Origin of the sequence: Natronomonas sp. (assembly GCF_046483325.1) — an archaeon.
In the GTDB taxonomy this organism is placed as follows: Archaea; Halobacteriota; Halobacteria; order Halobacteriales; family Haloarculaceae; genus Natronomonas.
In genome coordinates, this window is the sequence record NZ_JAWODL010000007.1 from 57,675 (window position 1) to 82,120 (window position 24,446).

30 protein-coding genes and 1 pseudogene are annotated in these 24,446 nt (G+C 64.2%); 20 read left to right on the forward strand and 11 right to left on the reverse strand.

Features of this window, described 5'->3' with window-relative positions; genetic code table 11:
• The first annotated feature begins 81 nt into the window (after nt 1–81).
• The 14 genes and pseudogenes from R6U53_RS01215 (at nt 82) to R6U53_RS01280 (ending at nt 11,931) form a co-directional block, all read left to right on the forward strand.
• Nucleotides 82–723 (forward strand): energy-coupling factor ABC transporter permease, encoded by a 642-nt coding sequence (locus tag R6U53_RS01215; RefSeq protein ID WP_410320555.1) that lies wholly within the window; start codon nt 82–84, stop codon nt 721–723.
• A complete protein-coding gene (locus tag R6U53_RS01220) occupies nt 720–1,031 on the forward strand; it encodes a PDGLE domain-containing protein (RefSeq protein ID WP_410320556.1) in 312 nt (103 codons plus the stop codon). Before R6U53_RS01215 ends, R6U53_RS01220 begins: the two co-directional genes overlap by 4 nt.
• A complete protein-coding gene (cbiQ, locus tag R6U53_RS01225; RefSeq protein ID WP_410320557.1) occupies nt 1,021–1,812 on the forward strand; it encodes a cobalt ECF transporter T component CbiQ in 792 nt (263 codons plus the stop codon). Before R6U53_RS01220 ends, cbiQ begins: the two co-directional genes overlap by 11 nt.
• The gene (locus tag R6U53_RS01230; protein WP_410320558.1) at nt 1,809–2,660 is read left to right on the forward strand and encodes an energy-coupling factor ABC transporter ATP-binding protein; all 852 of its coding nucleotides are present in this window, start codon (nt 1,809–1,811) and stop codon (nt 2,658–2,660) included. The genes cbiQ and R6U53_RS01230 overlap by 4 nt, the downstream gene beginning before the upstream one ends.
• Nucleotides 2,661–2,911: 251 nt before the next feature.
• On the forward strand, nt 2,912–3,295 hold the full coding sequence (locus R6U53_RS01235) for an urease subunit beta (protein ID WP_410320559.1): 384 nt from the start codon (nt 2,912–2,914) through the stop codon (nt 3,293–3,295).
• A complete protein-coding gene (gene ureC, locus R6U53_RS01240) occupies nt 3,292–5,004 on the forward strand; it encodes an urease subunit alpha (protein ID WP_410320560.1) in 1,713 nt (570 codons plus the stop codon). Before R6U53_RS01235 ends, ureC begins: the two co-directional genes overlap by 4 nt.
• Complete coding sequence (locus R6U53_RS01245) at nt 5,001–5,327, forward strand: urease subunit gamma (RefSeq protein WP_410320561.1); 327 nt, start codon at nt 5,001–5,003, stop codon at nt 5,325–5,327. Before ureC ends, R6U53_RS01245 begins: the two co-directional genes overlap by 4 nt.
• Nucleotides 5,327–5,947 (forward strand): urease accessory protein UreG, encoded by a 621-nt coding sequence (gene ureG, locus R6U53_RS01250; RefSeq protein WP_410320562.1) that lies wholly within the window; start codon nt 5,327–5,329, stop codon nt 5,945–5,947. The genes R6U53_RS01245 and ureG overlap by 1 nt, the downstream gene beginning before the upstream one ends.
• A 5-nt stretch (nt 5,948–5,952) precedes the next feature.
• Entirely contained in the window at nt 5,953–6,870 is a 918-nt protein-coding gene (locus R6U53_RS01255) for an urease accessory protein UreD (protein WP_410320582.1), read from the forward strand.
• Nucleotides 6,867–7,493 carry an urease accessory protein UreE gene (ureE, locus tag R6U53_RS01260; RefSeq protein ID WP_410320563.1) on the forward strand — a complete coding sequence of 209 codons (627 nt, stop codon included), beginning with the start codon at nt 6,867–6,869 and terminating at the stop codon, nt 7,491–7,493. The genes R6U53_RS01255 and ureE overlap by 4 nt, the downstream gene beginning before the upstream one ends.
• Nucleotides 7,486–8,202, forward strand: a complete 717-nt coding sequence (locus R6U53_RS01265) for an urease accessory protein UreF (RefSeq protein WP_410320583.1) — start codon at nt 7,486–7,488, stop codon at nt 8,200–8,202. The genes ureE and R6U53_RS01265 overlap by 8 nt, the downstream gene beginning before the upstream one ends.
• 29 nt (nt 8,203–8,231) lie before the next feature.
• Nucleotides 8,232–9,554 (forward strand): annotated as a pseudogene (locus R6U53_RS01270) (RNA-guided endonuclease InsQ/TnpB family protein).
• Nucleotides 9,555–9,773: 219 nt separating this feature from the next.
• On the forward strand, nt 9,774–11,018 hold the full coding sequence (gatD, locus tag R6U53_RS01275) for a Glu-tRNA(Gln) amidotransferase subunit GatD (protein WP_410320564.1): 1,245 nt from the start codon (nt 9,774–9,776) through the stop codon (nt 11,016–11,018).
• A gap of 4 nt (nt 11,019–11,022) precedes the next feature.
• Nucleotides 11,023–11,931 (forward strand): N-acetyltransferase family protein, encoded by a 909-nt coding sequence (locus tag R6U53_RS01280; protein WP_410320565.1) that lies wholly within the window; start codon nt 11,023–11,025, stop codon nt 11,929–11,931.
• Between the two features lie 687 nt (nt 11,932–12,618).
• Here the strand turns inward: R6U53_RS01280 and R6U53_RS01285 are convergent.
• From R6U53_RS01285 to arcS, 6 genes are all read right to left on the reverse strand, one after another.
• Nucleotides 12,619–12,990 carry a hypothetical protein gene (locus R6U53_RS01285; RefSeq protein WP_410320566.1) on the reverse strand — a complete coding sequence of 124 codons (372 nt, stop codon included), beginning with the start codon at nt 12,988–12,990 and terminating at the stop codon, nt 12,619–12,621.
• The gene (locus tag R6U53_RS01290) at nt 12,987–13,247 is read right to left on the reverse strand and encodes a hypothetical protein (RefSeq protein ID WP_410320584.1); all 261 of its coding nucleotides are present in this window, start codon (nt 13,245–13,247) and stop codon (nt 12,987–12,989) included. The genes R6U53_RS01285 and R6U53_RS01290 overlap by 4 nt, the downstream gene beginning before the upstream one ends.
• A gap of 3 nt (nt 13,248–13,250) precedes the next feature.
• Nucleotides 13,251–13,556, reverse strand: a complete 306-nt coding sequence (locus tag R6U53_RS01295; protein ID WP_410320567.1) for a ubiquitin-like small modifier protein 1 — start codon at nt 13,554–13,556, stop codon at nt 13,251–13,253.
• Nucleotides 13,553–13,939 (reverse strand): hypothetical protein, encoded by a 387-nt coding sequence (locus tag R6U53_RS01300; protein ID WP_410320568.1) that lies wholly within the window; start codon nt 13,937–13,939, stop codon nt 13,553–13,555. The genes R6U53_RS01295 and R6U53_RS01300 overlap by 4 nt, the downstream gene beginning before the upstream one ends.
• Nucleotides 13,940–14,048: 109 nt before the next feature.
• Nucleotides 14,049–14,195 carry a hypothetical protein gene (locus R6U53_RS01305; RefSeq protein ID WP_410320569.1) on the reverse strand — a complete coding sequence of 49 codons (147 nt, stop codon included), beginning with the start codon at nt 14,193–14,195 and terminating at the stop codon, nt 14,049–14,051.
• Nucleotides 14,196–14,491: 296 nt separating this feature from the next.
• Nucleotides 14,492–16,246 carry an archaeosine synthase subunit alpha gene (gene arcS, locus R6U53_RS01310; RefSeq protein ID WP_410320570.1) on the reverse strand — a complete coding sequence of 585 codons (1,755 nt, stop codon included), beginning with the start codon at nt 16,244–16,246 and terminating at the stop codon, nt 14,492–14,494.
• A 135-nt stretch (nt 16,247–16,381) separates the two neighbouring features.
• On the opposite strand from arcS, the gene R6U53_RS01315 reads away from it, so the two are divergent.
• The gene (locus R6U53_RS01315) at nt 16,382–17,134 is read left to right on the forward strand and encodes a coenzyme F420-0:L-glutamate ligase (RefSeq protein ID WP_410320571.1); all 753 of its coding nucleotides are present in this window, start codon (nt 16,382–16,384) and stop codon (nt 17,132–17,134) included.
• The gene (locus tag R6U53_RS01320; protein ID WP_410320572.1) at nt 17,131–18,117 is read left to right on the forward strand and encodes a 5,10-methylenetetrahydromethanopterin reductase; all 987 of its coding nucleotides are present in this window, start codon (nt 17,131–17,133) and stop codon (nt 18,115–18,117) included. The genes R6U53_RS01315 and R6U53_RS01320 overlap by 4 nt, the downstream gene beginning before the upstream one ends.
• On the opposite strand, the gene R6U53_RS01325 is transcribed toward R6U53_RS01320, so the two are convergent.
• Nucleotides 18,071–18,367 carry a hypothetical protein gene (locus R6U53_RS01325; protein WP_410320573.1) on the reverse strand — a complete coding sequence of 99 codons (297 nt, stop codon included), beginning with the start codon at nt 18,365–18,367 and terminating at the stop codon, nt 18,071–18,073. The genes R6U53_RS01320 and R6U53_RS01325 overlap by 47 nt on opposite strands.
• 24 nt (nt 18,368–18,391) lie before the next feature.
• On the opposite strand from R6U53_RS01325, the gene R6U53_RS01330 reads away from it, so the two are divergent.
• Nucleotides 18,392–18,727, forward strand: a complete 336-nt coding sequence (locus tag R6U53_RS01330) for a hypothetical protein (RefSeq protein ID WP_410320574.1) — start codon at nt 18,392–18,394, stop codon at nt 18,725–18,727.
• A gap of 51 nt (nt 18,728–18,778) precedes the next feature.
• The gene (hisG, locus tag R6U53_RS01335) at nt 18,779–19,624 is read left to right on the forward strand and encodes an ATP phosphoribosyltransferase (RefSeq protein WP_410320575.1); all 846 of its coding nucleotides are present in this window, start codon (nt 18,779–18,781) and stop codon (nt 19,622–19,624) included.
• Nucleotides 19,625–19,642: 18 nt separating this feature from the next.
• Here hisG and R6U53_RS01340 read toward each other — a convergent pair whose 3' ends face one another.
• Nucleotides 19,643–20,836, reverse strand: coding sequence for a lycopene cyclase (locus R6U53_RS01340; RefSeq protein WP_410320576.1), 1,194 nt, complete (start codon nt 20,834–20,836; stop codon nt 19,643–19,645).
• Between the two features lie 93 nt (nt 20,837–20,929).
• Entirely contained in the window at nt 20,930–21,493 is a 564-nt protein-coding gene (locus R6U53_RS01345; protein ID WP_410320577.1) for a TATA-box-binding protein, read from the reverse strand.
• A gap of 137 nt (nt 21,494–21,630) precedes the next feature.
• On the opposite strand from R6U53_RS01345, the gene R6U53_RS01350 reads away from it, so the two are divergent.
• Nucleotides 21,631–21,978, forward strand: coding sequence for a hypothetical protein (locus R6U53_RS01350; protein WP_410320578.1), 348 nt, complete (start codon nt 21,631–21,633; stop codon nt 21,976–21,978).
• A gap of 17 nt (nt 21,979–21,995) precedes the next feature.
• On the opposite strand, the gene R6U53_RS01355 is transcribed toward R6U53_RS01350, so the two are convergent.
• On the reverse strand, nt 21,996–22,985 hold the full coding sequence (locus R6U53_RS01355) for a YeiH family protein (protein WP_410320579.1): 990 nt from the start codon (nt 22,983–22,985) through the stop codon (nt 21,996–21,998).
• Nucleotides 22,982–23,116 (reverse strand): hypothetical protein, encoded by a 135-nt coding sequence (locus tag R6U53_RS01360; RefSeq protein WP_410320580.1) that lies wholly within the window; start codon nt 23,114–23,116, stop codon nt 22,982–22,984. Before R6U53_RS01360 ends, R6U53_RS01355 begins: the two co-directional genes overlap by 4 nt.
• A 218-nt stretch (nt 23,117–23,334) precedes the next feature.
• Here R6U53_RS01360 and R6U53_RS01365 point away from each other — a divergent pair.
• Nucleotides 23,335–24,446: RNA-guided endonuclease InsQ/TnpB family protein (locus R6U53_RS01365; RefSeq protein WP_410320581.1), on the forward strand; the 1,112-nt coding region annotated here is incomplete at its 3' end.

Sequence of the window (24,446 nt, forward strand, 5' to 3'; positions counted from 1 at the left end):
TACACTTATGAATGGTTGTTCCAGTCCGATAATATCACGTGATTCAAAAGTATTATTGCCCGGTCAAAAAATACGGAGAATATGCATATACCAGACGGATACATCGACGTAACGATCGCGGTGTTGTTCGGAGCGCTCTCGGTGGCGATCTTGAGTTTTGCCGCCCACCGCGTCGGCCGCACGGTATCCGAAAGCCGCGCGCCGTTGTTGGGCGTCGTTGCTGCGGGGATCTTCGCCGCTCAGATGCTCGATTGGCCGATTCCAGGCGGGACGAGTGCTCACTTTGTTGGCGGCGCGTTCGCCGCCATCCTCTTGGGTCCGCACCTCGGCTCGCTGTGTGTGGCGACGGTCGTGACGATTCAGGCGCTGGTGTTCGGTGATGGCGGTCTCGTCGTGCTCGGAGCCAATATCTTCAATATGGCCATCGTCGAGGTCTACGTCGGCTATGGGATCTATCGACTGCTCGCGCCCTACGGCGAGTTCCGGGCGGCCTTCGCCGCCGGGTGGCTGGGGATCACCGCAGGCGCGCTGACCGCCGGGCTCCAACTTGGACTCTCGTCGGCCTTCGAGTACCAGCTGTTGACCACGCTGTCGATCATGGGCGTCGGGCACCTCGTGCTCGGACTAATCGAGGGCGGCATTACGGCCGTCGTCTACCGCTACCTCGCTGAGGCACGGCCTGACCTACGACCGACCGCCGATCCGGAGGTGGGTCCCTCGTGAGCGACGGGCTCTCGGGATGGCTGCCGCGTGCGCTGGCGGTACTGGTTGTGTTAACGCTTCTCACACCGGCGTTCGGCTGGGCTGCCGGAGTGGTCGGCTACGCCGAACCGATGGAGAACGCCGCCGAAGCGACCGGTGCGGTCGACAGTGCCGAACCCGTCGAGATCGCCCTCATGCCGGATTACGGTGTGGCCGGGCTCAGCGATGCTGCCGCCACGTTCGTCGCCGCAGTCGTCGGGACGGCGCTGACGCTTGTCGCCGCCGTGGTGATCGGTCGGCTGCTCGGAACCGAACCGAATGCGGAGTGATCCCCTCGATCGGACGGTCGCGGCGGTCGCCGCCCGAGTCCAATGGTTCCTCCTGACTGAGGACGTTCCCGACCGGCGGGGCTTTCTGCAGGCGGTCGCGCCGAGTCTGAAGCTCGTCGGCGTGTTCGTGCTCATCGCGGTGACTGCTCTCCAGCGGGAGCTCCGGATCCTCGGCCTGCTGGTTCTTCTCGCCGGGCTGTTGGCGATCGCCTCCCGAATCCCTGCCCGCACGTTCCTCAGTCGGTTGACCGGGCCACCGCTGATCGCGGCGGTCGTCGTCGCCCCCCAAGCGATCCTGATGGACGGCCCACGGCTCTCGGTACTGTGGCTGTCAGCTGATGGCGTCGGCTACGTGGCGATGTTCATCGTTCGGGTCGCCGCCTGTGTCGGCTTCCTCTCGCTGCTGCTGTTAACGACTCGATTTTCGGCGCTGCTATCGGGGTTAGATCGGCTCCGGGTCCCGCGGATCGCCGTGTTGCTGTTGGCGATCACCTACCGGTTTCTACTTTTGTTCTTTGCCGAACTCGAACGGATGGTCCGAGCCCGCCGGAGCCGGACGCTCGCCGATCCCGATCTCCGGCGGACGTGGCGGGACTCGGGGAACTTCGTTGGGACCTTCCTGTTGCGAAGTCTCGAGCGCGGCGAGCGCGTCGGCCGGGCCGCCCGCGCTCGCGGCGGCACCGGTGGAATCCCCCGACGGCCGACCGATCGATTTAATAGAGCCGATATCGCTTTCGGATTGGTGGTCGTCGTTGCCGTCGTCGGTGTGATGACCGCATGACTGACGATGGTAATGACACCGATCCAGTGGCTGGGGACGTCGCGCCCGCTGTCGATGCCGAGTCCGTGATTGAGGCGAACGGGCTGAGCTACGCGTATCCCGATGGAACGACTGCGGTCGAACGAGTTGACCTCTCTGTCTACCGTGGCGATCGGATCGCGCTTCTCGGCCCCAACGGAGCCGGCAAGAGCACACTCTTGCAGTTACTCGGGGGGCTGATCGAGCCTGCAACGGGGACTGTGCGATACTTCGGCGAGACGACCGACGCCGATTCGGTCCGCGATCGTCTGAGCGTGCTCACACAGGATCCCGCCGACTACCTGTTCAACCCGACGGTGCGAGAGGATCTGGCCTACGGTCCAATCCAGCAGGAAGTCACGCAAGCGGTCGTCGACCGGCGGATCGAGACGGTCGCCAACCGTCTGGGGCTGGCCGATCTGTTATCAAAGCCACCCTTTCGGCTCAGCGGCGGCGAACAACGGCGGGCGGCGCTGGCGAGCGCGCTCACTGTCGAACCGGAGGTACTGCTGCTTGACGAGCCGCTGAGCAACGTCGACGCGGCCAATCGGGACGCGATCCTCGAGTTGCTTGCGGAGCTGTCGGCCAACGGCGTGACGCTCGTCACCTCGACGCCGGATACCGAACTGCTCCCTCACCTCGCCGATCGAGTGCTGCTCCTCGATGCCGGCGGCTCGGTAGTCGCCGCCGGGTCGACTCGGGAGATCCTCACTGATCCGTCGCTGCTGACCGAGTGTAACCTACGGCCGCCGCAGGTGGTCAGGCTGTTCGAGGACGATGACCCCGTTCCGCTGACCGTCGCGGAAGCCCGTAGCCGGCTCGGCGATTGACATGGACGCGGTCCCGTCGAGAGCCCCGCTCCGTCGTTTGAGCTCGATCGAATCGCTTTGACCGGGCATTCAGACGCACTAAACATATGGCCAATTAATTAGATCTAGATTGAATTTAAGCGGGCATACACTCAATACCGTTGTCTGGATTACACCAAAAGAAAGCGTTTTATTTGACTTCTGTGAACCGTTTTATGGTATGTTAATACGACTGATCGACAGCATGGAACGAGTGGGACGGAGGTCGGCGGATGAGTGAACTCGTCCCAGGGGAGCTACTACCGGCCGACGAGCCGATCGAGATCAACACTGATCGCGAGACGACGACGGTAACTGTCGAAAACACCGGTGATCGACCCGCTCAGGTCGGTTCGCATTTTCACTTCTTCGAGTGTAATCGCGCGCTGTCGTTCGATCGCGAGGCGGTCTACGGCATGCGACTCGACATTCCCGCTGGAACGGCCGTCCGGTTCGAGCCGGGGTGTGAGGAGGACGTCGACCTCGTGGCCTACGGCGGCAACCGGATCGTCCGCGGAATGGGTGGTCTGGTCGACGGCCCGCTCGACGACGACGACGTCCGCGAACGCGCCTTCGAGCGTGCTGCCGAGGCGGGGTATCTGGGGATCGAGAAATGAGCCGCGAGCTGTCCCGTGAGGCCTACACCAGTCTGTTCGGCGCGACCGAAGGCGACCGCCTCCGGCTCGGCGATACCAACCTTCTCGCCGAGATCGAAACCGATCACACGACCTACGGCGACGAAGCGGTGTTCGGCGGCGGTAAGACGATGCGCGATGGGATGGGAATGCAGCCGGGTACCACCCAAGCAGAGGGCACGCTCGACTGGGTCTACAGCAACGTCGTCGTCGTCGATCCCGTCCTCGGGATCGAAAAGGGTGACATCGGCGTTCGGAACGGCACGGTCGCCGGCATCGGAAAGGCTGGTAATCCGGATACGATGGACGGCGTCGACGACGAGCTCGTCATCGGGGCGAGCACCGATGCCGTCCCCGCCGACGGACTGATCGCGACGCCCGGCGCGTTCGATATTCACGTCCATTTCAACAGCAAGGAGCTCTTCGAGCACGCACTGGCAAGCGGGATCACGACGATGTTCGGCGGCGGCTACGGTGGCGGGGCGACCACCTGCACACCCGGTCCGGAGAACATCAAGCGGTTCCTGCAGGCCGCCGAGGAGTGGCCGATGAACGTCGGCTTCTACGGCAAGGGCAACAGCAGCGAGCCGGAGCCGCTCTACGAGCAGATCGAGGCGGGGGCGGCCGGTCTCAAACTCCACGAAGACTGGGGATCTACGCCCGCGGTCATCGACACCGCACTCGACGTCGCCGATGAGGAGGATGTCCAAGTCTGTATCCACACTGACACGCTCAACGAGTCGGGGTTCGTCGAGGATACGTTCGAGGCGATCGACGGCCGGACGATCCATACGTTCCACATCGAGGGCGCTGGCGGCGGCCACGCTCCGGACGTACTCGAACTGATCGCGTACGAGCATATGCTACCATCCTCGACTAATCCCTCGATGCCATACACGGTCAACACGTTCGACGAGCATCTGGATATGGTGATGGTCTGTCACCACCTCAACCCGAACGTCCCGGAGGACGTCGCCTTCGCGGAGTCCCGGATTCGTTCGGAGACCATCGCCGCCGAGGACGTACTCCATGATATGGGTGCGATCAGTATGATGACCTCCGATTCGCAGGCGATGGGACGGATGGCCGAGGTGATCTGCCGGACGTGGCAGACCGCACACAGTATGAAAGCCCAGCGTGGGCCCCTGTCGTCCGACGAGGGGACCGGCGCGGACAACGCCCGAATCAAACGCTACGTCGCTAAATACACGATCAACCCCGCGAAAGTCGCCGGAATCGACCAGTACATCGGCTCTCTGGAGACGGGAAAGATGGCCGACATCGTGCTTTGGGAGCCGGAATTCTTCGGTATCAAGCCCAAGTACGTGATCAAGGGCGGCTTTCCGGTTCACAGCGAGATGGGCGAGGCCAACGGCTCGCTGATGACCTGCGAGCCCGTGATGCAACGGTCGCGTGCCGGAGCGGTCGGCAAGGCGAAAACCGCCCTGAGTACGACGTTCGTGAGCAAGGCCGCGTATGAGAACAACATCGAGAAGGAACTCGGTCTGGATTCGACCGTACGACCCGTCGAAGGTACCCGCGAGGTCGGGAAATCCGACATGCTCTACAACGACTACTGTCCGGAGAACATCGAGATCGATGCCCAGACGTTCGAGGTCGAGGTCGACGGCGAACACGTCACCTGTGACCCGGCCGAAGAGCTTCCGCTCACCCAAAAGTACACACTATGAAACTCTCACCGAAGGACAACGAACGACTTACGATATTCATGGCGGCTGAACTCGCTCGCCGCCGGAAAGAACGCGGTATCGAACTCAACCACCCCGAGGCGGTCGCTTACATCTCCGATTGGGTCTGTGAGCGCGCCCGTGAGGGGATGAACGTCGCGGAAATACGCTCGGAGGCGACGAGTCTGCTGTCGCGTGAGGATGTCATGGAGGGCGTCCCCGAAATGATCGGCATGGTGCAGGTCGAACCGACCTTCCCTGACGGCACGAAGCTCGTGACGGTCCACGACCCGATCCGCAGCGACAGCCGGGAGCAGATCGAATAATGAGCCACAGAGACGTCGCAACCGTCGGACTCGGTGGCCCGGTGGGCTCGGGGAAGACCGCACTCGTCAAACGGCTGGTACCCGAACTCGACGACGAGGGGTACAACGTCGGTGTCATCGCCAACGACATCATGACCCAGGAGGACGCCGATCGGCTTCGGGAGGCGTTCGCGGGTCGATTGCCCGAGGACCTCGTGGCAGGCGTCGAAACCGGCGCGTGCCCGCACACCGGTATCCGCGAGGATCCCTCGATGAACCTCGCCAAGATCGACGAGTTCACCGAAGCCCATCCGGAACTCGACGTGGTGCTCGTTGAGTCCGGTGGCGACAACCTCGCAGCGACGTTTAATCCCGAGCTGGCGGACTACTTTATGTTCGTCATTTCGGTCGCTGAGGGCGACGACATCCCCCGTAAACGGGGGCCGGGCGTCACGCAGGCGGACCTACTGGTGATCAATAAGATCGATCTTGCGCCGTACGTCGATGCCGACATGGACGTGTTGCGGCGGGATGCCGCCGAGGTTCGCGGTCAGCAACCGACTCACTTCACAAACTGCAAGACGGGGGAGGGTGTCGGCGACGTGATCGAGTCGATCGAACGGAGCGTTCTGTTCGCGTGACCATGATGGAGGTACCGGCCGACGCAGCCGTTCCCCCGGCGTTCCGTGAATATCGGCGGGAGGAACTCGCGCAAGCCCCCGCCTTCGGCCACGGCAAACACGGGATCGCCGAGTTGATCGTGTCCCGCGAGGGTGACAATCCCACGCGACTGGTGTCGGATTTCGTCAAGGTGCCGTACCACCTGACTGGAACGCTCGACGGCGACCCGGTCGATGGGTTGACGACGATCTGTCTTCAGGAGCCGACTGGCGGCGTCGCCCAAGGGGACCGTCACAGCCTCACGGTCGAGGCTCGTCCGGGCGCACGCGCTCACGTGACGACCCAGAGCGCGACCAAGGTCCACAGCATGAAAGCCAGCTTCGCGCAGCTGGACGCGACGCTGGTCGTCGAGTCGGGCGCGTATCTCGAATATCTGCCCGGCCCGACGATCGTAAACGAGAACGCCCGCTGTCTCCAGACGACCACCGTCGAGATGGCGACCGACGCGACCGTCGTGATCGGCGACGTGTTCGTTCCTGACGGGCTGTCGGCCCACCGACCGTTCGGTTTCGATCACTACCACAGCCGTACGGAGGCCTCGATCGACGGTTCGTTGGTCTGTGCGGACGCAGTCGATCTCCGGCCTGCCGAGCGCGATCCACGTAATCCGGCGACCGTTGGCGATTACGGCGTCGTCGGCACGCTGTACGTCCTCGCGCCGACAGCGGATGACCTCGACGGACTGACCGAAGGGATATACGACCGGATCGCGGCGGTCGACGCGGTATACGGTGGCGTCTCGGCGCTGACCGACGACGCCGGCCTGACCGTCCGTTTACTTGGCGACCGAAGCGCCGACGTGACGGACGCTCTCGAGGCGGCGTGGGACGAGACTCGGAGACACGTGGTCGGTGTCGGCAAACCGACGGGGAGGGGTCGATGAGGCGCGTCGACGGGGTCGTCGGAAACGTCCACGACGACGCCGACCTTGCGGCGCGGATCGACGATCACGAGGATGCGGGCACGCTCGAACGAGTCGTATTGGACGGTGCCGATCGGCGAAAGTCACGTCTTAGGGTCGAGACTGATTCCGGGACGGATCTCGGCATACTGGTCGACAAACCGGAGCTGACCGCCGGCGACGTGCTCGTCGATGAATCGGAGCTCGCGGTCGTTGTCGCCTTCGAGCCGCGTGAGGCGTTCGTGATCGAACTGCCGGAGCCGAGCGACGGGAGTCTAGCGGCGGCGATTGAACTCGGCCACCGGATCGGTAACCAACACTGGGGCGTAGCGGTTGAGGACGACATCGTCCACGTCCCGGTTGCCGCCGACCGTCGGATCATCGAATCCGTCCTCGGCGAGTACCTCCCGGCGGGCGCGACGACCCGCTATGAAACCGTCAATGCTGCACTGTTCGTTGAGGGGGGGACCGGTGACGACCACGGTCACGGCGGTCCCGGTCACGACGCGAGGAGGAGCGATCATGCTCACGGAGACCATCACCACGGCCGCGACGGGGACCACGCTGACGACGTTCCGCACGGTCACGAAAGGGAGCATGACTGAGTCGACGTCGCTGTTGATGGCCCTACGGCTGGCCGACTCGATGTTGCCAGTGGGGACCTACACCGCTTCCTACGGTATCGAGCAGTACCTCAACGAGGGGTACGTCGAAACCGCCGAGGAGCTGGGTGAGCTCGTCGAGGGCTACCTGTACGGAATGATCGGCCCGGCCGAAACCGTGGCGCTCGCTCACGCCCATCGCTCCGCGGCGAACGGCGACTTCACCGGAGTGCTCGATGCCGACGAACGGCTGGCGGCGGCGACGCTGCCCGCGGAGTTCCGCGAAAGCTCGACAAAGGCCGGCGGGAAGCTGCTGGATCTCCTGTCGACGACCGAAGAGCCGTTCTTCGCTGGCGCAGCCGACGATGCGTTCCTCGCTGACCACGCGGCGGCCGTCGACGACGGCAGAACCGCGGGCCACTATCCCGTCGTCCTCGGGGTGGTCTGCCAGCGCGCCGGCGTCGGTCGCGAGGAGGCCGCCATCGTTGGAGGCTACTCCTCGGTGACGGGGTTGCTCGGCGCGGCCCAGCGACTCGGACGTTTCGGTCACACCGATATTCAGTCTCAACTATCGGCTCTGTTCCCGGTGATCGAACGCGTCTGTAGCCGCTACAGCGACGCCGACCTCGACGAGATGTATTCGTTTGCCCCGCTGACGGACATCATGGGCATGACACACGAACGAGCCGACCGTCGGCTCTTCATGAGCTGACTCACCCGCCTTTTATACAGGCGTTTAGAATGCTGGAAGTTCACCGCACCCATCGAGCGGAAATCCTCAACCACGGACAGGTAGAGGACTCGCTCGACCGGCACGGGTGGTCGGCCAGCAAACTCTGGAACGTCGCCAACTCCCACTCCCGGCAAGTGTGGGAAGACACAGGCGAGATACCCGACCACGGCGACCTCAAAGACGAGTTGAAAGGTCACACCAAATACAAAGGACTGCACTCGCAGTCCAGTCAGCGCGTTCTGGAGGAACTCGCTGAAGCCTTCAGCTCGTGGTACGAAAAGACGAAGTCCGATAATAGAGCGAATCCGCCCGGCTACCGCAAGAAAAACTACTACGACGACCAAGGCCGCCGCGTCCACGAAGAACATCCCCGTTCCACCGTGACGTGGAAGCAAAACGGCATCAAGCACGACACGAAGAACAACCGTGTCTGACTCTCGAAGGGCGCAAATCACAAGGAACACCCGAAAGCGTGGGAATACATCCTTGTCGAATACGAAACGCGCCCCGGTGTCACCGTCGAGAACCTACACCAAGTTCGCGCTGTCTACGACAAGGCCAAAGAGCAGTGGGAACTCCACCTTGTCTGTAAGGACGAGATCGAGACGCCCACAGCTCCCGGTAACGAGACAGCTGGTGTTGACCTCGGCATCTGCAACTTCACAGCGGTCGCATACAGCACCGAACAATCCGACCTCTATCCCGGCAATCGCCTGAAACAGGACGGGTACTACTTCCCGAAAGAAATCGCCAAGTGCGACGATTCAGGCGGACAAGAAGCCACTCGCCTTCACAAGACGTGGTCGGAGCGCCGCACGCACTTCTTCCACTCGTTAGCGAAACACATCGTAGAAAGGTGTGTCGAGAAAGAAGTGGGGCGAATCAACGTCGGGGAACTCGCCGGTGTCCGTGAGGAGGAGAGCGGCGAGTCGAAGAATTGGGGTCGGCATGGGAATCTCGACCTACACGGGTGGGCGTTCGCCCGCTTCACCAACATCCTCGAATACAAAGCCAAAGTCGAGGGCATCGAAGTCGTAGAAGTTTCAGAGCGTGACACGAGCAAAACGTGTTGGGTCTGCGGTAGGAAAGACGACAGTCAGCGTGTTGAGCGTGGTCTGTACGTGTGCGAGGAACACGACGATGCGTTCAACGCTGATGTGAACGGGGCAGAGAACCTCCGTCTCGACATCAACGGCGAAAGTAACTCCGAGTCTTCGGCCAGTTTGGACGAGGATAGGAGTACCGGCTGGTTGGCACAGCCCGAAGTCTACTTTCATGACCTCTCCCGAGGATTCCAACCTCGGACAGAGGTGGTGGACTGCAAATCTTAATCTCCCAACTGCAGTCGGGATTCCTCCGCCTGAAGGCGGAGGAGGATGTCAATCACGTTGTTGTACTCGACGCCTCCCGCCACGTATCCGAAACCACCGATACCCTGACCGATGAGGAGAGTGCTTCACCTCGAACGTCTCGACTTCTGTTATCTGAACCGTCGTCGCGCCGACCGACGAAGGGAGCCTTTCAAGTCGAACGGGCCGGTAGAGAGCCGTATGAACGCAGGGGATCGTATCCGCGTCGATCGAACCGGGACTACCTACGAGGGCGTACTGTTGCCCTCGACGACGAACGAGGAACTCGTCGTCAAACTCGACGGCGGCTACAACGTCGGTATCGACAGGGCCGACGCGACCGTCGACGTGTTAGAGCGCGACACCTACGACATCGAATCGGCCGGCGACACGGAGGGCGACTCGGAGATCACCTTCGACGACGACCTCCCGACGATCGCACTCATCTCGACGGGCGGGACGATCGCCTCGACGGTCGATTACCGGACCGGCGCGGTGACCGCCCAGTTCGACGCCGAGGACGTGCTTCGCGCCGTCCCCGAACTCGCCGCGCGGGCGAACTACCGCGGTCGCGTCGTCGCGAACATCCTCTCGGAAAACATGACGCCGACCGTCTGGATCGACCTCGCCGAGGCGGTCCACGAGGAGATCGAACGCGGCGCGGACGGCGTCGTCGTGATGCACGGCACCGACACGATGCAGTACACGGCAGCGGCGCTCTCGTTCATGCTCGACTCACCCGTCCCGATCGTCCTCACGGGGAGTCAGCGATCCGCCGACCGGCCCTCCTCCGATAACGTCATGAACGCGGTTTGCGCGGTCGAAGCGGCGAAAGCCGATCACTCGGAGGTGCTCGTCTGCATGCACGAGACCGAATCCGACGACGCGTGTGCGCTCCACCGCGGCACCCGCGTCCGGAAGAATCACACCTCGCGACGCGACGCCTTCGAGACCGTGGGCGCGACGCCGCTCGGCCGCGTCGAGTGGGTGACCGGTGACGTCGAGTTCCGACGCGAGGTGTCCGGTCGCAACACGACCGACCTCGACATCCGCCCCGGTCTCGACACCGACGTCGAACTCCTCAAGTTCGTCCCGGGGACCGATCCTGCTCGGCTCGATTTCGCCGACGGCGCGTCGGGAATCGTGCTCGAAGGCACGGGGCTCGGCCACGTCAACACCGAGTGGATCGACCGAATCGACGAACTCACCGACGCCGGCACGACGGTCGTCATGACGAGCCAGTGCATCGAGGGCCGGGTCTGCGATCGCGTCTACGACACCGGCCGCGACCTGCTCGACGCCGGCGTCGTCGAGGCGGGCGATACGCTCCCCGAGACGGCCTACGTGAAGTTGATGTGGGCGCTCGCGAACACCGAGAGCGTCGCGGAAACGATGCGGCGGTCGGTCGCGGGCGAACTGCAGGAGAGATCGGTCCCCTGGATCTGAGTCGATGGCCACCGACCCGGACGTGGGGATTCGTCGGGCTCGCCGCGACGACCGCAAGGCAGTCGTCGCCTTCACGACGGACACGTGGGACCGACTCGGCGGCGACTACGTTCCCGACGCGTTCGACCGCTGGATCGACACTGACGGGCCGACCCAACGGACCCTCGTCGCGACGATCGACGACCAGCCGGTCGGGATCTGTCAAGGGGTGTTGCTCTCGGCGCACGAGGCGTGGGCACTCGGCATGCGCGTCGCTCCCGACGCTCGGGGACGGGATATCGGTCGACGGCTCACCGAGGCGGTCTTCGAGTGGGCGGCTGATCGGGGCGCGACGGTCTGTCGCAACATGGTGTTCTCGTGGAACGCGGCCGGGATGGGCCAATCGCGGGCGCTCGGGTTCGAGCCACTGACGGCGTTTCGCTGGCTCGAACCGACGCCGGACGCCGACGCGAGCCCCGGACTCGCGGTCGAAACCGATCCCGCTCTCGCGTGGAGTGCGTTTCGCGGCAGCGACGCATTCTGCGAGCTGAGCGGGCTGGGGCTGGATCTGGAGGAATCGTGGGCGCTCGCCGAACTGACGCCCGATCGGCTAAATGTCGCCGAAATGGCGTTTGCCGTCCGCGACGACGAGCGATCGCGCGGCATGAGCTACCGGACCCGGACGTTCGAGCGCGAGGACGACGGCGAAACCCACCGCTGGGCTGAGTACGGCGTCGGCGCGTGGGACGACGTCGAGTCGCTCCGATCGCTCGCGGCAGCCATCAGTCGGGATGCGGCGAGCGTCGGTGCCGATCGCGCCCGGCTACTCATTTCGGAGACGCCGCGGCACGTTTCCGACGCCGCCTACGCCCGAATCGACGCGTCCGAAGAGCCGGACTTCGTCTTCGAGCGCGATCTGAGCGCGTATCGGTGAGTGGCTACATCGACTTGCGACGTCGCAGTGACATCCCTCCCGGGGTGAACGGCGGGGTTCTCTCCTCGCAGAGAGATAGCCGTCCGCCGCGTGGCTTTCGGTGCCCGAACCGCTCTAAGGCCTATTGCGACGCACTCCGGTCGGACGACGAGGCGAATCGACGTTTCAGTTCGGGCTGGTGAGATATACTCCCACGCAACAGTTGAGATCCGCCTGCGGCTGAAGACCGATACTCCGAATACTATGTTGCCGAATCACGCTCCAACGAGGGGTGTTACAGGGTTTCGGAGTTTGAGCGGCAGCGATCGAGAACGAGAGATCGAATAGATTCGTCGATCTAAGGGGTGCTCCGTGTTCGGAAATAACCTCGGCCGAAAAGTTCTGCACATCCGTTGTTTTCAACAGAGCGGGACTCGGGCGTTTGCGACCTCGTTCCGTCGGCAGTCGGGAACTGGTCACGGTCGTGTGGTTGCTCGTAATCGGGTCCAGGACCGATCGGTGTGATCTCTCCCTGGTAGTGGCCGTCGTCTTCGATGCGCTGCACGTTTGCGAACGTGAAATCGAGCTGGACAACCGAGTGAACTACGTTCCCCCACTCGCCTACTTCGGTCGCTCGTCGAGGAAGGGGGCTTACCGCCTCGATTCAGCTAACTTATCGAGGTGAGTCAGCAGTCCTCGCAGGTCACTTCAGGGAGACGTTCCCCCGATCACGACGACTTCGCGCACGTCTAGTGCGGTCTCGAACTCCTCGCGACGATCGAGGTCGCCGCCGAGCTGTTTGAGGTGCTCGGCGTGGACGCGCCGTAGCGCCGCCCACTCGCGACGAGTCAGTCCGAGTTCCTCACCCAGTTCGGCCCAGTGGCCCTCCTCGACGAAAAACACCTCCTGTGTCTCGTCCCCGTGGACGCACTCGTAGCGTCGCGCGTACTCCTCGCGGCGGGGGCCGAGCGTCGCCTGGGCTTGCTCAACGAGTTCGGGCAACCGCTCACCCGACACCGACGCCTTCGCGGCCGCGAGCACGATCGCATTGCCGTCCAGGGGTCCGCCCGTCCGGGTCATCCGCCGGCTCGCATGGCCTTCTGTGCGAACCGCTCGATGAGCGGTCTGAGCGTCGATTCGTCGCCTTCGAAGTGGAGTCGGACCTCGTTGAGCGTGATCGAGGCGACCGGGTTCACCTTCTTTTCGGAGAGCACAGCGCTCCACCCATCCCCCTCGATCCGGTCGCCGGCCTCGTCGACGCGTTCACCGCCGAGCGTTTCGAGGTACTGCGCGGCGAGTCGTTTCGAGATGCCGCGGAACTCGCGGGTTTCCTCCATCATCTACCCTCCCGCAACCGGCGGGAAGACGCTCAGCGTGTCACCGTCCTCCATGACGGTCTCGGTGCCGTCGATGTGGATCACTTCCCGGCCGTTCTTCAGGACGCTCAGTTGGGGTTTGATCGCCCCCTCGTCGTCGAGGATGTCGCCCGCGACCTCGGGGAACTCCGATTCGATCGCCGCGAGCACCTCGCCGACGGTCGTGCCGGCGTCGAACCCCCGCTCGAGTACCTTCTGTCCGACCGCGGCTCTGAACGTGGCGAAAAATCGCAGTTCGAGCCGAACCGCGTCGTCGCTCTCGCCGCTCATAGGTCCGAGAGCCTGATTCCGTCCTCGACGAGACGGGCGTTGCGTTCTCGGTCGAGCTGTGCGGCGAGCCACTCATGCTCGTAGAGTTGCTCTATCAGATCCGCGTAGAGATTCCGCCACGCGATGGCGAAGATCGGCGACTGTCCCCACGCCCGGAGTTCGGGAACGAACGCGTGAAAGCGCTCGACTCGGTCCTCGAAGTGCTCGATGATGTCGAGGATCCGAGCGGCCGCGTCGCCCTCGTCGTCGGCCGTCTCGATGGCGGCGCTGACGCGCGCGTTGTATCCTTCGACGGCGCGCTGCATGTCCTGTTGGGCGTTCGAGCCTTCCTCGGGGAGCGAATCGAGGAGCGGCTTTGGAACGCCGAGTTGGATCTCGTCCATACGCGGAGGTAGTGTGCCACGGATAAAAAGATGGGCGGGGACGCGGATCAGAACGCGACTACTCGGCCCAACTCCGACTGGTGCCCCGGTTTTCGCCCCGCCGAGTGGGTCAGCGTGTCGGATCGAACGCGCCGTTTTCGATGCCGAGACGCACCGGTTCGTGTTCGGCCCCCGTCGGGGTCGGTGCGGTCACGAGCACGGCCTTGAGGCGGTCCTCGCCGGCACGAACCCCCCGACCTCGAGCGACCGGAGCCATGACAACGGAGCCCGGGGATACCTCATGTTTCCCGTCGCTGTCACGGACGACGCCGTAACCGTTTCCGGCGGCGATCGTGACTCGCTGTCGGGCGCGTACACCGGAATGAACTTATCCGGTTCGAAGTACACACAGACGGTTCCCGATCGCTCTCTCGGAAATATCTGGTGTGCGGTGAATCGGTTCGAATCGTACTCACGTTCCGGCTCCGTACTCGCGTTTCGCCTCGACGGTGGTCGCCGGCATACGCGTGAGGTCGCTGGCGTTCACCTCAGTGTTGGGCTGAACAGCTCCCGCTATTTCTCTTCGCAGTGACGAACGTCCACCGCGATCCCGCGGGTCGATTCGACCATCGATCGGCCGTGACTCGCGGCCCGGCCGACGCCGAACGCCTTCGGCCCCTCGAAGACGACCTCGTCGCCCGGCCGGATCGCCCCGTCGGCGTCGACGACGCCCGGCGCGAGGACGCTCCCGCTCGGGACGAACCCGTCGATCTCGACACGTTTCGTCGGGGCGTCGCTGTCGATCCACGCCCGCGCCCCCGCGGGTGTCAACGAGAGGGTGCCGTACTGGGGGACCATCGTTGCCAGGTGTTCGCCGTCGGCGTTGCGAACCCGGAGTTTCGGGTAGATCCCCTCCGTCGTCACGTCGGTGCCGAACACGGTATCGCCCGCTCCGTCGCCGAACTGGAAGTCCGCGATCGCTCGCACCGTCGCCGCTTCGCGTTCGCTCTTGTAGTAGCTCGACTCGCCGTCGAGTGAGGCATCGAGCGCCGCGAGCGACTCGTCGGTCGTCGGGTGGTCAGCGACGGTGTACTCGAACTCGATGCCGAGCGACGTCTCGACGCGCTCGCAGATCTCACGATAGCCTGCGCCGGGGACGTGCGCGATGTGCCGATCGTAGTCGGCGCGTTCGAGATATCGCTCCAGGATGGCGGCGACGAACTCGATCTCGGTTGCCGTCCACTCGCCGGTCACGACGCTGTCGTAATGTTGGGCCGGATACGTCGTTTCGAGTTCGTTCGGGACGACGCCGATCGGCGAGGTGATCGAGACGATGTGCCCCCGGTAGCCGATGGCGCGGCTGAACTGCTCGTGGCTCTGGGACTCGCTGTAGGGTTTTCGCGCCGAGCACGGCACCAACACGAGCGGCGCGTCGAGGCGGCGGCGATACCGGCTCGTCACTCGATCGGCGAACCGCTGGATTTCGGGTCGCCGGAGCGAATCGTCGGTCGCCGCCAACAGCTCGTTGCGCCGAAAGACGGGCGTTCGCTCCTCGACGTAGCCGTACTGCTGATCGAGTAGCCGGAAGCTCGCCGTCAGCCACGCCTCGTGGCGGGCCTGTCCCTCGACGTAATCGCGGAGCCGGCCGTCGGCGATCCGGCGGCGAACCCGGGCGATTTCTGCGCGGAGGGCGTTCGCGTTGTGATCGGCGCAGTCGCCGCGGTCAAACGCGTCGACCGAGCGCTGGCAGGCCGGACACGGACACGGCAACTCGTCGAGATCCTCGAGGAACGCCTCGCCATCGCCCGTGAGATAAAATCCCTCCAGCCCGCGTGCTCTGACGCGCTTCTCGTCGAAGAGATCACAGCCCGCGTACGCGAGCGTCGCCACGTTCGCGGGCGTCGCGGCGCCGGGAACGTACAGCGCGGTGTCGTCCGGGACGGCCTCGCGAACGGCGAGCACGGCGTCGACGAACGCTTCGGCGTGGCCCGCGTAGCCGCCGGCGTTCGACAGCACGTACGCGTCCGCGCCGTAATCGGCCGCCGTCCCCGGTGAGACGACGGCGGCGCTCGGGAACTCCACGTCGGAGTACTCGACGGCGAAGGCTTCCTCGACCGGCGCTTCGGTGCCCGGTGGCAGCGCTCGGTGGGTGAGGATCGTCAGTACCGCCTCGTCGCCCGCCGGTTCGGGCGGCTCCTCGTGCCAGCGACTGCCCGCGTCCGCGAGGATCGCGTCGGCGAGCGCCGGCGTCGAGAGCGGATCGGCGAGCCGCACTTCCCCGCGACGGGCGGCACCGTCGCGGTCGTGCACCTCGAAATACTCGGTCATACCCGCCCGTCGTCGCCGCGGGGGTAATTGTTCGTCGGTTCTCGCTCTCAGCGGCGATCGGCTGCCTCTCGCAGACGAAGCATCGCATCTCCGGTATCGCGCGCTTTTTTACTCGCTCGACCCCTCCACGGCGATATGAAGACGTTCGCGGTTTCGGGACTGCCGGAGATTCACGCGGGTGACGACCTCGCGGCGCTCATCGACGATCGGTCCGACTTCGAGGCGGGCGACGTGCTCTGTCTCGCCAGCACCGTCGTCTCGAAGGCCGAGGGGCGGAAGGCCGACCTCTCGGCGTTCCCGCCGTCGGAACGCGCCGAATCGATCGCCGAACGGCTCGAATCGCTCACCGGCGAGTCGAAGGACCCGCGGTTCGCACAGGCGGTGCTCGAAGAGAGCGAAGAACTGCTCATCGACGCGCCATTTTTGCTCGCGGTGACGCGCTTTGGACACATCACGGTCAACGCGGGGATCGACCGCTCGAACGTACCCGATGCGGACCTCCTCCTGTTGCCGGAGGCCCCGAGTGCGTCGGCGGAACGTCTCTCGGAGGCGCTCGGTGTTCCGGTCGTCGTGACGGACACGTCGGGGCGACCCTTCCGATACGGCCAGCGCGGCGTCGCCGTCGGCTGGGCCGGGATGCCCGCGTCTCGCGATTGGCGCGGCGAGTCGGACCGCGACGGCCGCGAACTGGGCGTGACCGTCCAGTCGGTCGTCGACGAACTCGCCGGCGCGGCGAACCTCGTCGCGGGCGAGGGGAACGACGGCACGCCCGCCGTCGTCGTTCGCGACTGGGCGTTCGGCGACCACGCCGGCAGCGACGAACTCTTCCGTCGCGAAGAGGACGACATCGTCCGGGAGGCGCTTCGCCAGTGGGAGTTCGAGGCATGATCGGTATCGAACTCACCCCCGAACACCCCGTCAGCCGCATCGCCGACCTCGGCGAGCGCGCCGAGGCCAACGGCTTCGACACCGCCTTCTGCTCGTCGCACTACAACAACCGCGACACCTTCCTCGCGCTGGATCGCATCGCCGAACGGACCGAGACGATCCGCGTCGGGCCGGGCGTCGCGAATCCCTACGAGACGCACCCGGTGACGCTGGCCTCGCGCGTCGCGACGCTGCAGGAAGCCTCGGACGGCCGCGCCGTCTTCGGTATCGGCGCGGGTGACCGATCGACGCTCGAAAACCTCGGCTACGACCACGACCGCCCGCTCCGCCGTGTGTTAGAAGCGTTCAAAGTGGCCGAGGAGCTGTTCGCGGGCGATCGCGTCGATCACGATGGCACGTTTCGGGCCCACGACGCCGGGCTCAACTTCGACGTCGGGGGGTCGATCCCGATCTACGTCGGCGCGCAGGGGCCGCACATGATCCGGATGGCCGCGAAACACGCCGACGGCGTCCTGTTGAACGGTTCACATCCCCGCGATTTCGCGTGGGCTGCCGAACAGGTCGAGGCGGGCCTCGACGAGCGTCCAGACGAACGCGGCGCGTTCGATTTCGCCGCCTACGCGTCGGTTTCGGTCGCTTCCGGCGGCGACGCCGCGAGGGAGGCCGCTCGCCCGCCCGTCGCGTTCATCGCCGCCGGGGCGGCCCCGCCCGTGTTGGATCGCCACGGGATCGACCGCGAGCGCGCCGAAACGATCGGGACGCACATCTCGGCGGGCGAGTTCACGGACGCGTTCGGTGCGGTGACCGACGAGATGATCGACGCGTTCTGTATCGCGGGAACGCCCGAAGAAGTGACCGAACGCATCGACGGTGTCATGCGGTACGCCGACAGTTTCGTCGCCGGATCGCCGCTGGGACCGGATCTCGACGAGGCGGTCAGGCTGGCTGGTTCGGCTCTTCGGAGCCGGTCAGACCGCCCTTGATCGCTGCGCCGATCGCGCCGAGCGTCGCGACGCCGAAGACGGTCACTGATACTCCCGTGATGATCGCACCACTGAGCAACATAGCGGCCACGAGCGGGTCGACGCTCGCGATCTCGGCGAACTGCTCGATCGCCCCGACCGTATTCTCCCGAATTCCGCTCTCGATTTCGACCATATCGTCCCGTTGAACCGGACCTACTTGTGTGTATCCGTCTCGTTCGCCGGCCTCCGTCTCGTCCTCACCGTTCAAGTGAATCGGCCGCCACGTGGTGGTATGAAAGACGCCTCGATAGACGATTTTCTCGACGGAGGCAGAGACAAAAGCGGGGGCGAGAACGAGAGTGAGGACGGGTGCGAGGTCGACAGCGAGGTCGAGGACGAACCCGAGGGTGAGAACGCGGCCACGGGTGACGACGGCGTCACGGCTGTGGGCGATGACGAGGAGGCGACCGAGGCCGACGAGAGCACCTCGACGGGCTCGATAGATCCGGCGGTCTCGACGTACGCGTGGTCGGCCGACGGTTCCGTCTGCGCCGACTGCGGTGACACCGTCGAACGCCGCTGGCGCGACGGTGACCGACTCGTCTGCGTGGATTGCAAGGCGTGGTAGGCGCCACGGCGGCTCCGATAACGAAAAGACCCGTCGCCCGCAAACGGTTGTATGCGCATCGCCGTGCCCAACAAGGGGCGTCTCCACGATCCGGCGCTGAAACTGCTCGAACGCGCCGGCCTCCACGTACAGGACGGTGCCGACCGGAAGCTCTACGCGGACACCGTCGATCCCGACGTGTCAGTGCTCTTCGCCCGCGCGGCCGACATCCCCGAATACGTCAGTGACGGAGCGGCGGCGCTCGGAATCACCGGTCTCGATCAGGCCAATGAGTCCGACGCCGACCTCGTCGATCTCCTCGACCTCAAGTTCGGCGCCTGTCGACTCGTTCTCGCCTCCCCGGAGGACGGCGGTGTCACCTCGCCCGAGGAGCTCTCGGGCGGCACCGTCGCCACCGAGTTTCCGAGAATCACCCGCAACTATTTCGAGGAGATCGGCGTCTCTCCGGAGATCGTCGAGGTGTCGGGTGCCACGGAACTGACGCCGCACGTCGACATCGCGGACGCGATCGTCGACATCACCTCGACCGGGACGACGCTGCGGATGAACCGGCTCTCGATCGTCGACGAAGTGCTCGAATCGTCGGTCCGGCTGTTCGCCGATCCGGCGGTCGCCGACGACCCGAAGATCGCACACATACAGACGGCGTTCCGGTCGGTCCTCGACGCCGATGGCAAACGATACGTGATGATGAACGTCCCCCACGACGCCCTCGACGACGTGAAAGAACAGATCCCGGGGATGGGCGGCCCGACGGTGATGGACATCGCCGGCGGAACCGGGGTCGCCGTCCACGTCGTCGTCGACGAGCGCGAGGTCTTCGAGGTGATCCCCCACCTCAAAGCCGCCGGGGCGACGGACATCCTCGTGACCGAGATCGAGCGGCTGGTCCCCTGATCGTCCAGTGACGTCGCGCTATTGGGTTCGCGACCCCGTCCCCGATGCCGACGATCGGGCGTGTTTTTCGAGCGTCTCGTGGATGCCGACCACGAGCGCCGGGACGACGATCATGAACAGGTGCTCTTCGACCGGAATCCCGAACAGCTCGTAGCCGGTACGCATCACGATCTCGAAGACGCCGACTTCCAGCGTATACCAATCCCACAGGTACGCGATCGGATAGAGTACGACGATCGTTCGGACCGCGCTGCGGAGCGCGTTCGCGTAGACGAGCAACCCGAACGCGACCGCGCCGAAGACGATCTCCGTGGCGAGGTATGTGTAAGGGCCCAACACAGTGATATCCACGAGCGCTACCCCGGATAGCGGCCGAAACCAGACCGCTGCGAGCAGGAGCGCCAGGAAGACGTACGCCCCGCGGATCAACAACATCGTCGCGAGCGTCGGGTCGGATCGCCGTGCGACGAGGACGATCGATCCGAAAGCGAGCGCGCCGACCGGTGAAAACGGTGGGAACAATCCGCTCACGGTTCCCCAGAGGACGCCGACGATCCCGGCAAACAGCAGGTACGTCGCCAGCCTTCGCGCCCGTATGCGTCCCAAAGCCACGGAGACGGTCCGTTTGTCGATCGAGCGGTCGTAGTCGTAGTCCTTCTCGTCGTCGATGATCTTCACGCCGGCGAGCGTCACGAGAAACACGAGACTAAATCCGAGTATCGTCGCGCTGACCGTGGTCGTCTGGACGTAAAACCCGCCGAGGATGGCGAGCGCGATACCCGTCGGATAGCCGAGCGTCGTGGTGAGCGGGTTCGTGTCGAGCTGTGGGGCGTGCAGGTAGCCGATGACCCACGTCGGAAGCGTGACGAGCGCTCCACCGGGGCCCACGAGCGCTCCGAGCGCGAGCGTACAGGCGGCGAACCCGACGGCGGCGGCGACGAGCGCGACCCGACACCCCCGGACCGTCATCGGGTGGTCGTCGTCCTCGCCGCGAGCATAGAAGTCCACGTAGCCGTCCTTGACGTGTGCGGTGTACACGGCGAAGAACATCGCGGCCATGTGGAGGGCCCCGACGCCGAGCGTGAACTCGCCGGCGACGGCCGCGCCGAACCACGAGGCGGCCAGCGGCGGCAGCATGAACACCGGATGGATCTGCGACCCCAGCGCTCGCAGATCCGCCCGCGTCCCCCGATCGTGCCGAGCGATTGCCATGTGTCAACAATGTACTACTCGAGGTTAAGAGTGGGGGCTGTGCCAGTCGTCGCTCGCGATTTCTGAAAAAGACGGAGAGAAAGAACGTCGTCGTTAGCTCTCGAGCAGGCCGAGTTCCTCGAGTCTGGAGACGATCTTGTCGACCGCCTTTCGCGCGTCGTCGGGTTCTTTGCCGCCGGTGATGACGAGTTTGCCGGAGCCGAAGAGCAGGGCGACGACGTCGGGGTCGTCGAGTCGGTAGACGAGGCCAGGGAACTGCTCGGGTTCGTACTCGATGTTCTCGAGGCCGAGGCCGATCGCGATGGCGTTGAGGTTGAGATTGCGGCCGAGGTCGGCGCTCGTGACGATGTTCTGTACGACGATCTCGGGGTCCTCGTCGACCTGAATCTCGAGATCGCGGAGCTTATCGAAGACGATCTGAAGTGACTCGTGTACGTCATCGGTGGATTTCGCGCCGGTACAGACGATCTTTCCGGAGCGGAAGATGAGCGCCGCGGATTTCGGGTTCTGGGTCCGATAGACCAGTCCGGGGAACTGCTCGGGGTCGTAGTCCGCGCCTTCGAGGTCCATGGCCACGCTCTGTAGGTCGAGTTCCTGACCGATGCCCGTCGAGGCGACGACGTTCTCGATATTGATGGTCTCCTTGGGATCCTTCATGACTCGACTTAAAGCACGTATTTAAGGTTTATAAATGTGGGTGGTCGTTTCCGGGGGTGGTTGGCGATTCGACACGGCGGTCCGCCCGTGACCGCACGACCGAACCTGTTTTGCCGCCCGCTCCGGAAGGGGATATCGTGAGTGCAGTCGAGCAGTGGGAACGGCTCCTCGAGTCGGCGGGCGAGCTGACGAGTGAGGCCGCCGATCGAATCATCGCTACCCACGACGACCGCGGCGTGACGGCCATCGAGGCCGTCGGCGAGCGGCGCGTGAAGGGGTATCGGGACTTCACCGTCGTCGTCGGGCACTCCGAGGAGTACGTCGTCGAGGGTGAGGGCTGCGACTGCGAGGACAGCCAGTACAACCTCGATCCCGAGGACCCGACCCAGCTGTGTTGGCACGTCATCGCCGTGAAGATCGCCACGCGGATCGACGCCGTCGACCACCACGATATGTGGTACTCCGAGGTTCGGGAGTTCCTTTGAGCGTCGTCCGCTTTGTTCTATAACACCGCGAGCGCGACCGACAGCGACAGCGCGCTCACGATCAGGACCGTCGCGAACACGACGAGCGCCGGGCGTATCCCCGTTCGTCTGAGGTCTCCCAGTCGGATCTCCGTGCCGAGGCCGACGAACGCGAGCAAGAACAGCCAGTCGACGGCGTTCGAGATCGACGCCTGCTGCTCCGCCGAGAACGCGCCGACGCTCGCGAGCGCGACGAGCGCGAGAAAGCCGAGGACGAACTTCGGGAAGTTCGACCAGAGCATCCGTGGAGAGACCGACCCCTCGGCTTCGCGGCGCGCGTAGTAGCCCGCATAGCCGAGCGCGACGACGCCGATCAGGGCGTTTCGCGCGAGTTTCGTCATCGTCGCCCACTGGCCGGCGACCTCCGAGTGGGCGAATCCCACGGCGACGACCGGGCCGGTCGAGAGCATGCTCACGCCGGCCCAGACGCCGAAGACGTTCGCGGGGAGATCGAGCAACGAGCCGACGATCGGGTAGACGACGATCGTGATCGCGTCCACGAGCAGGACGACACCCGCGGCGTACGCGATCTGCGTCTCACGAGCGCGGACTGCACCGCCGACGGCGACGACCGCGGAGACGCCACAGATCCCGGCTCCCGCGGCGAGCAACGATCCGAACCGCTCGGGGAGGCCGGCCACGTTTCGGGCGATCGCCTCGACGGTGAGAATGGTGACGAGCACCGCCCCGAGCAACAAGAGGAGGACGGTGCTGCCGGTTTCGAGGATCGACTCGATCGTCAGCGACGCGCCCAGGAGGACGATCCCCGCGGCGAGCCAGACGCTGTGGGTCGCCGTGCCGGGGCGAAGCCGGTCGGGAACCCCGACGGTGTTCGTCAGGAGGACCCCGAGTCCGATCGCGAGCAGCAGTTCGTTGATCCCGACGACCCCCGACAGTCCGCGAGCTACGAGCGCACCGAGACAGAGGGCGACGAATCCGGGAACCGCTTCGAGCGTGTCCGCTATCATGGAACATCGACGCCGAACAGCCCGATCAGGGCGACGATACTGGCGCCGACGAGAACGCCCTGCCAGTCGGTATCGAGGCCGCTCCAGCGAGCGAGCGTCCCCTCGATCAGTCCGTTCAGATCGCCGCGCATACCACTGCTATGACGAACCTCGATTGTATAGGTACCGCAATCCGTCGTAGATGGGAGAAATCGTTGCTCCTATCTCAGCTATCCAACCGGATTACCAGAATTGAGGCGAGAATGCCCCTTCCTCAAGGAGCGACCAACGGGAGCGAGTAGGGAGGAGATGAATCGCCGCACACCAATACAAACCATTAAATCAACATATGTCTAATCAATAGACAACGATGGTGTACAGTCACCGCTATCACGCCTACCCGACACAAGAGGTAGCGGCTGTACTGGAACATCACATCGACATCCATCGCCAAGCGTACAACTACACCCTGTACGAATACGAAAACGCGGATGCCGATAACATCGGCTCTGCGTACAAGCACCACTCCCGCCTCCCCGACTGGAAAGACGAGTTCCCCGTCTTCTCGGAAGTTAACTCCAAAGCACTGCAACGACCCGTCACTCGGTTCTACCAGAACCTCACCGGACTCTCCGAGCAGAAACAACACGGACGCACGGTCGGGAAGCTCAACTGGACGTCTCCGAGGGAGTTCCAGAGCATGACGTATTCGCAGTCTGGCTTCGAACTCAAAAACACGAGTGGTCGACGCGCGACGCTCTGGCTCTCCAAAATCGGGGGTGTCAAAATCCGCTATCACCGCGAGATCCCCGACGAAGCAGCTATCAAAGAAGTCACAGTGAAAAAGGAGACGACCGGCGACTGGTTCATCTCTTTCGGGCTGGAAACCGACGAGGCTGACCTGCCCGAGAAACCTGACGTGGACTCGCTCAATGTAGACACTAGCGTCGGTATTGACCTCGGCATCCTCAACTACATCCACACGTCGGACGGGACGAGTGTAGACTGGATCGACCTCGAAGACGAATACGAGCGTCTGTGCCGTGAACAACGTAAACTCTCACGGAAAGAACACGGGTCAAACAATTACGAGAAGCAACGCCAGGAAGTGGCGACGGTCAAGCGCCACATTCGGCAGAAAGTCCTGGACTACCAGCACAAGTTGACGACGTGGCTCGTCCGTGAGTACGACGCCGTGTTCGTCGAAGACTTAGACGTGAAGGGGAGGTTGGAGCAGTCGCACAACGCTCGCAACAAGCAGGCTGCGGCGTGGCGACAGTTCATCACCGTACTCGAATACAAGGGTGAGCTGTACGGGACACACGTCGTGCACGTCGACGCAGCGGGAACGACGAAAGAGTGTGCGACGTGTGGTGTCGAGACCGCGAAATCCATCTGGGTCAGGGAACACTCGTGTCCGAGTTGTGGGTTCGAGTGTGATCGAGATGCGAACGCGGCGGTGAACGTCTTGCAGCGCGGGTT

Excerpts from the sequence above, each read along its gene's own strand:
- R6U53_RS01215 (WP_410320555.1), top strand. The coding sequence starts at position 82 with ATGCATATACCAGACGGATACATCGACGTAACGATCGCGGTGTTGTTC.
- cbiQ (WP_410320557.1), top strand. The coding sequence starts at position 1,021 with ATGCGGAGTGATCCCCTCGATCGGACGGTCGCGGCGGTCGCCGCCCGA.
- R6U53_RS01230 (WP_410320558.1), top strand. The coding sequence starts at position 1,809 with ATGACTGACGATGGTAATGACACCGATCCAGTGGCTGGGGACGTCGCG.
- R6U53_RS01235 (WP_410320559.1), top strand. The coding sequence starts at position 2,912 with ATGAGTGAACTCGTCCCAGGGGAGCTACTACCGGCCGACGAGCCGATC.
- ureC (WP_410320560.1), top strand. The coding sequence starts at position 3,292 with ATGAGCCGCGAGCTGTCCCGTGAGGCCTACACCAGTCTGTTCGGCGCG.
- R6U53_RS01245 (WP_410320561.1), top strand. The coding sequence starts at position 5,001 with ATGAAACTCTCACCGAAGGACAACGAACGACTTACGATATTCATGGCG.
- ureG (WP_410320562.1), top strand. The coding sequence starts at position 5,327 with ATGAGCCACAGAGACGTCGCAACCGTCGGACTCGGTGGCCCGGTGGGC.
- R6U53_RS01255 (WP_410320582.1), top strand. The coding sequence starts at position 5,953 with ATGGAGGTACCGGCCGACGCAGCCGTTCCCCCGGCGTTCCGTGAATAT.
- ureE (WP_410320563.1), top strand. The coding sequence starts at position 6,867 with ATGAGGCGCGTCGACGGGGTCGTCGGAAACGTCCACGACGACGCCGAC.
- R6U53_RS01265 (WP_410320583.1), top strand. The coding sequence starts at position 7,486 with ATGACTGAGTCGACGTCGCTGTTGATGGCCCTACGGCTGGCCGACTCG.
- gatD (WP_410320564.1), top strand. The coding sequence starts at position 9,774 with ATGAACGCAGGGGATCGTATCCGCGTCGATCGAACCGGGACTACCTAC.
- R6U53_RS01280 (WP_410320565.1), top strand. The coding sequence starts at position 11,023 with ATGGCCACCGACCCGGACGTGGGGATTCGTCGGGCTCGCCGCGACGAC.
- R6U53_RS01285 (WP_410320566.1), bottom strand. The coding sequence starts at position 12,990 with ATGACCCGGACGGGCGGACCCCTGGACGGCAATGCGATCGTGCTCGCG.
- R6U53_RS01290 (WP_410320584.1), bottom strand. The coding sequence starts at position 13,247 with ATGGAGGAAACCCGCGAGTTCCGCGGCATCTCGAAACGACTCGCCGCG.
- R6U53_RS01295 (WP_410320567.1), bottom strand. The coding sequence starts at position 13,556 with ATGAGCGGCGAGAGCGACGACGCGGTTCGGCTCGAACTGCGATTTTTC.
- R6U53_RS01300 (WP_410320568.1), bottom strand. The coding sequence starts at position 13,939 with ATGGACGAGATCCAACTCGGCGTTCCAAAGCCGCTCCTCGATTCGCTC.
- R6U53_RS01305 (WP_410320569.1), bottom strand. The coding sequence starts at position 14,195 with ATGGCTCCGGTCGCTCGAGGTCGGGGGGTTCGTGCCGGCGAGGACCGC.
- arcS (WP_410320570.1), bottom strand. The coding sequence starts at position 16,246 with ATGACCGAGTATTTCGAGGTGCACGACCGCGACGGTGCCGCCCGTCGC.
- R6U53_RS01315 (WP_410320571.1), top strand. The coding sequence starts at position 16,382 with ATGAAGACGTTCGCGGTTTCGGGACTGCCGGAGATTCACGCGGGTGAC.
- R6U53_RS01320 (WP_410320572.1), top strand. The coding sequence starts at position 17,131 with ATGATCGGTATCGAACTCACCCCCGAACACCCCGTCAGCCGCATCGCC.
- R6U53_RS01330 (WP_410320574.1), top strand. The coding sequence starts at position 18,392 with ATGAAAGACGCCTCGATAGACGATTTTCTCGACGGAGGCAGAGACAAA.
- hisG (WP_410320575.1), top strand. The coding sequence starts at position 18,779 with ATGCGCATCGCCGTGCCCAACAAGGGGCGTCTCCACGATCCGGCGCTG.
- R6U53_RS01340 (WP_410320576.1), bottom strand. The coding sequence starts at position 20,836 with ATGGCAATCGCTCGGCACGATCGGGGGACGCGGGCGGATCTGCGAGCG.
- R6U53_RS01345 (WP_410320577.1), bottom strand. The coding sequence starts at position 21,493 with ATGAAGGATCCCAAGGAGACCATCAATATCGAGAACGTCGTCGCCTCG.
- R6U53_RS01355 (WP_410320579.1), bottom strand. The coding sequence starts at position 22,985 with ATGATAGCGGACACGCTCGAAGCGGTTCCCGGATTCGTCGCCCTCTGT.
- R6U53_RS01360 (WP_410320580.1), bottom strand. The coding sequence starts at position 23,116 with ATGCGCGGCGATCTGAACGGACTGATCGAGGGGACGCTCGCTCGCTGG.